Raw genomic sequence first — 619 nt, 5'->3', positions numbered from 1 at the left:
GCCATCACCGCATCGATGGACTTGTACGCCGCAGGCGACTCATCGATCACTGCCGCGTCCTTGCGGCATTCCACATGTGCGGTGGCCTCCCGATGCTGTGCCAGGGTGATCTGCGCGCGTGCAGCGGTCCTGCTCATCACACGCCCTGCGCCGTGGCTGCAGCTGTGGAAACTGTCGGCATTGCCCAACCCACGTACGATGTAGCTGCGCGTGCCCATGCTACCCGGAATGATGCCCAGCTCGCCGGCACGAGCGCTCACCGCTCCCTTGCGTGTGATCAACAATTCCTCGCCACCGTGCGTTTCCTTCTGCACGTAGTTGTGGTGGCAATTGACTGCGAGCTTTTCCAGCTGGAATTTCGGCAGGCGGTGACGCATCTCGGCCAGCACGCGCGCCATCATCGCCTCACGATTTTCGCGGGCGTAATCCTGCGCCCACGACACCGCTTCGACGTATTCGTCGAACAAGGGCTCGCCCTGCATGAAGAAGGCCAGGTCCTTGTCGGGTAGATGGAAGCCCAGCACGCGATGTGCCAGTTGCTCACGCGCGCGCTCGATGAAGTACGTGCCGATCAGGTTGCCGGTGCCGCGCGACCCGCTGTGCAGCATCACCCATACCG

1 protein-coding gene is annotated in these 619 nt (G+C 62.8%); it reads right to left on the bottom strand.

The genetic code is table 11. From position 1 onward, the window contains the following. The coding region (locus tag CSC70_RS14050; protein WP_162457212.1) for an RtcB family protein at nt 1-619 on the bottom strand (619 nt) is incomplete at both ends.

The organism is Pseudoxanthomonas kalamensis DSM 18571 (genome assembly GCF_010211745.1).
Taxonomy (GTDB): domain Bacteria; phylum Pseudomonadota; class Gammaproteobacteria; order Xanthomonadales; family Xanthomonadaceae; genus Pseudoxanthomonas_A; species Pseudoxanthomonas_A kalamensis.
This window is presented reverse-complemented; position numbering and strand designations above follow the sequence as displayed.